We start from the raw sequence: 6,526 nt of genomic DNA on the forward strand, positions 1-6,526 counted from the left end.
CTAAAAATCAAAAAGGTACATTATGAATACCCTTAACTTAATGACATTGGGCGAAGGCCGGAACCTCTATATCACTATTCTTCATTACAATCTCGTAAATAGCAAAAATAGGCTTACTTAACCCCCATCTCAATCCCCAAATACCTCCCCGTGTGGCTCTTTTTTACTTTAACCAAATCTTCTGGTAATCCTTCAAAAAGAATCTCGCCACCACCTGAGCCACCTTCCGGTCCAAGATCAATTACCCAGTCGGCAACTTTTATAACGTCAAGATTGTGTTCAATTACGAGGATAGTATTTCCATGATCCACAAGACGATTAAGAACACCAAGCAGAACGCTAATATCTTCGAAATGCAGTCCTGTAGTCGGCTCATCCAGTATATAGAATGTATTGCCTGTGTCTTTTTTTGAGAGCTCAGTTGCCAGTTTGACCCGCTGTGCTTCTCCTCCTGATAAGGTTGTCGACGACTGGCCTAAGCGGATATAACCCAGGCCAACTTCCGCCAGCGTTTTGATCTTTCGGTAGATTGATGGAATAGGTTCAAAGAATGCCACGGCATCCTCAATGCTCATATCCAGTACGTCACTTATTGATTTTCCGCGATAGCGGACCTCAAGTGTCTCGCGATTGTATCGTTTACCAGCGCACTCCTCACAGGGAACCTGTACATCCGGCAGAAAATTCATTTCAATAAGTTTCATCCCCGCACCCTGGCAGGTCTCACAACGCCCGCCTTTTACATTGAACGAAAAACGCCCTGGCTTGTAGCCCCTGATTTTCGCTTCCGGAAGCATTACATATAGATTCCTGATGTCAGAAAATACACCGGTGTAAGTTGAAGGATTTGAACGAGGTGTCCGCCCGATCGGCGTTTGGTCGATCTCGATAACCTTGTCTATATGCTCAAGCCCTTCGATCTTTTTATAGGGCATAGGTTTTTTCTTTGCCCGGAAGAAATGGTGGTTTAAAATAGGATATAATGTCTCTGCGATCAGAGTCGATTTTCCACTTCCCGAAACTCCACTTACACAGATCAGCTTTCCTAAGGGGAACTCCACTGAAACATTTTTTAGATTGTTCCCGCTGACATTTTTAAGTACCAATGATTTTCCATTACCCTTCCTTCTTTCCTTAGGAATAGCAATCTCTCTTTTTCCGCTGATGTAATCGTTGGTTAAGGTCCTGGCTTTGGAGAACTGCTGCGGCGTTCCTTCGCCAACTACTTCACCGCCATGCTCACCAGCCGCCGGGCCCATATCAATTACGTGATCGGCTTCCATGATCATGTCCTTATCGTGTTCTACCACAAGAACAGTATTTCCAATATCACGCAGGTTTTTTAAGGCTGCTATTAAACGGGCATTATCCCGCTGATGCAGGCCAATACTAGGCTCGTCCAGGATGTAAAGAACATTTACCAGCTGCGATCCGATCTGTGTAGCAAGCCTGATCCGCTGAGCCTCACCACCCGACAAGGTTTTAGCCGTCCGATCTAAGGTTAGATAGTTTAATCCCACATCCAGCAGAAAGCCAATCCGCGAACGGATCTCTTTCAGAATCTCTTTGGCTATCGTGTTTTGGCGTTCGCTTAATCTGGTTTCCAGATGCTCGAACCAGCTGTATAGATTCGCAATATCCATACAGGCGAGCTCATAAATATTCTTTTCATCTACTTTAATATGGAGCGATTCTTTTTTAAGCCTCGCGCCGCCGCACTCCGGACATTCCTTCAGGGCCCGGTAATTTTCCAGGTCTTCACCTACATCATCACCCCGGCGTTCAGTTTGCTCTTCCAGCATTTTAATGATGCCATCAAAAGAGATCTGGTAATTTTGAACATTCCATTTATTATATTCAACAGGAACTGTTACAATATCGTGTGAGCCATTTAGAATAATTTCAATAAGCTCTTCGGGGATCTTTTCCAAAGGTGTAGAAAGGGAGAAGTTGTATTTTTTCGCAAGGGCCTTTAAGATCTGGAATACCCAGGTTTCACGGTACTCTCCTAAAGGTGCAAGGCCGCCCTGCATAATGCTAAGCCTGGGATTCGGAATAACTGAATTCCGGTCAACCTCGAAAATATAACCCAGACCGCTACAGCGTCCGCATGCTCCGTAAGGCGAGTTAAATGAAAAGGTATTTGGCTGCGGCTCGTCATAAGAGATCCCTGAAATAGGATCCATTAGATACTTGCTGTAGAAATATTCTTTATTTTCCTTATCGCTGATCTTAATAATGCCTTTCGAAACCTTGAGTGCCGATTGGATAGAATCGTATAAACGCTTTTTGTCGTTTTCACTGACCAGAAGCCTATCGATGACCATTTCGATATCATGGATCTTATAACGGTCAAGCTGCATTTTGGGAGTGATGTCAAGAACTTCTCCATCAACACGCACTTTCAAATAGCCCTGCTTGCGGATCTGTTCAAATAATTCACGGTAGTGCCCTTTGCGGCCCTTGACAACAGGTGCAAGTATATTTATTGCCTGACCGTCAAATTTCTCCTGTATGCTTCTAAGGATCTGATCCTCGGTCATGCGCTCCATCTTTTCTCCGCTGACATAAGAGTATGCTTCTCCCGTACGGGCAAAAAGCAGTCGCATGAAATCGTAAATTTCGGTTATGGTGCCTACTGTAGAGCGTGGATTTTTGCTGGTGGTTTTTTGTTCGATGGCAATAACAGGGCTCAGGCCTGAAATTTTATCAACGTCAGGGCGTTCCATCCCCCCAAGGAACTGACGTGAGTACGCGCTAAAAGTTTCCATGTAGCGGCGCTGACCCTCTGCATAAATAGTATCAAAGGCGAGCGATGATTTCCCGCTGCCGCTTAATCCGGTTATAACAACCAGCTTATTGCGGGGAAAGGAAACATCAATGTTTTTTAGATTATGAACCCTGGCACCAAAAACTTCAACTTCACTTTGCTCGCCAAGGTCGGGATTAGATTTATTCATAAAAAGAATACTCGCTCAAAATTTACGCAAAGATGCGATTTTTTCTGCCATCAATTATTTTCTGAAGGTCAGAAACCATCATGGGCATGCCGCTATAGACTAAAATATATATGCCCATGATAGCTTCATAGCCAATAAAAAACAATTATACACTTATGAAAAACTTAAAAATCAGCCCTGTATATTAATGAAAAGTGTAGAAACAAAAAAGGACCAGATTGCTCCGATCCTTTCTGTTGAGTCTATAAAAGGTTAGTTAATAAGCATTGCATTATTTCCCAGCGGCTTACCTTTTGCCACCGGGTAAGGGAAGGCGGGTTGCTGACGAGTTTCGCTTTTAGCAAGCAGCCTGTTAACACGGCTGCTATACCCGTAGCGTGTAGGATTCTCAATAATTTCCTTCATGGAAATAAGCTTGTAGACATAAGAAGCAGTTTCCCTGTTCAGGCTCATCTTAAAGTAGTTGTCCTGGTTCTGGCTGTTAATCTGTCTTTTTAATCTTCCTTCGCCTACATTATACGCTGCGGCCGCTAATGTCCAGCTGTTGAATTCCCTGTATAATGATTTGATATATTTCGCAGCAGCAATAGTAGATTTTTGAATGTTATTGCGATCGTCAATGTCAGAGTTTACACGCAAGCCGAAATCCCGGGCCGTTTGCGGCATGAATTGCCAGAAACCCGCGGCCCCTTTTGGTGATATTCCAGCCTTTAGACCACTTTCAACAAGCGGCATGTATTTGAAGTCCTCCGGAATTCCATACTTGGCCAATATAGGTTCGATAATAGGGAACCATTTAGAAGCCTGCGTATGCAGCCGGGATGTCTGAAGCTTTTTATGAGAATGGGCGCTTAGCGCTTTCTTCATTTTTGACGTTATGCGCGTATCTCCCAGGGGCATAGTTTCTTCCGCAAAGCTTAAAGAATTATAGTAGGGATCAATGGCATTTTCAACTTTTTTAGGCTCTTCGCGACTATAAATTAATGTTACGAATGATGACGGAGCACTGTAAATAAACATCTTGGCGGTCAGAAATATGCCTAACATCACTGAACACATTATCAAGTGTTTCTTTATCATTTTTACCTCTCTTTTTAAATCCAAATACGAATATTTTTGACAAACATACAAAATATATATCTAATTATCAAATAGTTATAAATTCACACTTGTTAATAACTCGTATAAATATTAGTTTTCTTGGTTTATTGCCTACCCTGATTTTTTGACTTCACAGCACTGATTCCGTATTTTTACCTATCTTTGTAGTCCTCTTTTAAGAGCTAAAATACAGCCATGCCATTTAACAATAAAAGGAACAGTCGTGATGACAAATCCGAAAAATCTAACCGGTCGTTTAAGTCCGCCCCGGGTTCCGCCTCAAAAAGTAATTCTTACAAGCCAGACAGAACCGAAGGTAGTAACAGCACCAAGAAGAAATTGTTTGGAGATGACGCAAAAAAGCCCTTTAAAAGCGGATCCAGAAAGCCTGACGATAAATCAGGCTCAGGTTTCTCGACAGATAAAAGAAGCCCGAAAAGCTTCAGTAAATCTCCGGGAAGCAATGACCGTCCGGAAATAAAATCTTACTCAGACCGTCCGCATAGCGATAAAAAATCATTTTCAGATCGTAAGGAAGGCGACAAGAAGTCGTTTGGCGATAGAAAACCTTATGGCGATAAATCCTTTAGCGACCGGAAGGCATTTGGCGATAGGTCGCAGAGCGAAAGAAAGCCTTATTCAGATAGAGGCGAATCTTCAGCTAAGCCATTTGCCGGCCGGGATAAAAAGTTGGGAGATAAAAATGCACCGGTTAAACGGTTCAACGATAAACCATTCAGATCACGTTCTACAGAACCATCTGCACCGTTTGATCGGCCTAAGTATAAGAGTGACGATAAGAAATGGAGTTCCGAAGAACGATTCGATAATAAAAGAAGTAAAAAGCCTGTAGTAGCAAAAGATGATGGGCTGATCAGGCTGAACAGATTCATCGCGAATGCTGGTATTTGCTCCAGGCGTAAAGCAGATGAGCTTATTGCTGCCGGCGTTGTTTCCGTAAATGGGGAACCGGTTACAGAGCTTGGATTTAAGGTTGATCCTGCAAAAGATCAGATCCGTTATAACGGCGAAAGCCTTAGACGTGAGAAGAATGTTTATGTACTTCTCAATAAGCCGAAGGACTATATAACGACTACTGATGATCCGCAAGAGCGAAAAACGGTGATGAGTTTGGTCGAAAAAGCGTCAAATGAACGCATCTATCCTGTCGGGCGGCTCGACCGTAACACAACTGGCCTGTTGCTGATGACCAATGATGGTGATCTCGCGGACAAGCTGTCTCATCCAAAAAATAACATCACAAAACTTTATAATGTTGAGCTTAATAAGAGCCTTTCCCAGGGCGATATGAATAAAATATCGTTCGGAATTGAGCTTGAGGACGGATTGATCAAGCCTGATCAGGTAAGTTATGTCGCCGGCGGGAGTAAAAAGGAAGTTGGGATCCAGATTCATAGCGGAAAGAACAGGATTGTCCGCAGGATATTCGAAAGCCTTGGCTATGAGGTTGTAAAGCTTGATCGTGTGGTATATTCAAATCTTACGAAAAAAGACCTTCCTCGCGGCCGGTGGAGGTATCTGGAGGACAAAGAGATCATTCAATTGAAGCACCTTATTAAATAGTATCAAGAACCAAGTATCAGGAATCAAGATTTTAGGCCGGACCTTTTGGAACGAGTTTTTTGGTGAGATTTAGATGTTCCTGAACACGGTTAAAAAGTATATAAGCAATGTGCGTTTGAAGCAAGACATTCAACTTTAGCTGAAATTTAATTCCCAAGATAAAATGTCTTGATTCTTGGCTCTTGGTTCTTTAGTATTTCTACATGATTCTTACCGACACTCATACTCATTTATATTACGAAGCCGATCCGGAAAAGCTTGCTCAGCTAATGCAGCGTTGCTTTGACAAGAATATCAGTCGTTTATTTCTGCCGAACGTGGACTCATCGTCGATTCCTCAGGTATTTAACTTAGTTAACCTGTATCCGGAGAACTGTTTCCCGATGCTTGGCTTACACCCTTGTGATGTAAAAGAGAATTTTCAGGAAGAGTTGGAAATTATCCGGCAGGCAAAAGATCAGGCAAAAATTTATGCAATTGGAGAGATAGGTATCGATCTTTACTGGGATAAAACTACATTGCCTTTCCAGCAGAAAGCCTTCATGCAACAGATTGCCTGGGCCAGGGAGCTGAATCTTCCTATCGTTATTCATTGCCGGGAAGCTTTTGACGAGATCTTCGAGATCCTTACCGAATTTAAAGATGATAAGTTAAGGGGCATTTTTCATTGTTTCACAGGAACCGCTGAACAGGCTGCCAAAGTAATAGAGCTGGATTTTTATTTAGGCATCGGCGGGGTTTTAACCTATAAGAATTCTGGCCTTGACAAAGCCATAGGAGGTATCAGCCTTGATCACCTTGTGCTTGAAACTGACTCGCCTTACCTCACACCGGTGCCTTTTCGCGGCAAACCTAACGAAAGCAGTTATTTGGTATATGTA

Annotated in this window: 4 protein-coding genes; 2 read left to right on the forward strand and 2 right to left on the reverse strand. The window is 42.8% G+C overall.

Annotated features, from left to right (window positions below):
* Positions 1-113: 113 nt before the first annotated feature.
* A complete protein-coding gene (uvrA, locus tag WKF69_RS17970) occupies positions 114-2,960 on the reverse strand; it encodes an excinuclease ABC subunit UvrA (RefSeq protein ID WP_340383676.1) in 2,847 nt (948 codons plus the stop codon).
* 252 nt (positions 2,961-3,212) lie between these two features.
* A complete protein-coding gene (locus WKF69_RS17975; protein ID WP_340383678.1) occupies positions 3,213-4,040 on the reverse strand; it encodes a lytic transglycosylase domain-containing protein in 828 nt (275 codons plus the stop codon).
* 216 nt (positions 4,041-4,256) lie between these two features.
* On the opposite strand from WKF69_RS17975, the gene WKF69_RS17980 reads away from it, so the two are divergent.
* Both WKF69_RS17980 and WKF69_RS17985 read left to right on the forward strand, forming a co-directional pair.
* Positions 4,257-5,645 carry a pseudouridine synthase gene (locus tag WKF69_RS17980; RefSeq protein ID WP_340383680.1) on the forward strand — a complete coding sequence of 463 codons (1,389 nt, stop codon included), beginning with the start codon at positions 4,257-4,259 and terminating at the stop codon, positions 5,643-5,645.
* Positions 5,646-5,848: 203 nt separating this feature from the next.
* Positions 5,849-6,526 (forward strand): TatD family hydrolase (locus tag WKF69_RS17985; RefSeq protein WP_340383682.1); only part of this gene is annotated, 678 nt, incomplete at its 3' end.

It is taken from the genome of Daejeonella sp., from assembly GCF_037719425.1.
Taxonomy (GTDB): Bacteria; Bacteroidota; Bacteroidia; order Sphingobacteriales; family Sphingobacteriaceae; genus Daejeonella.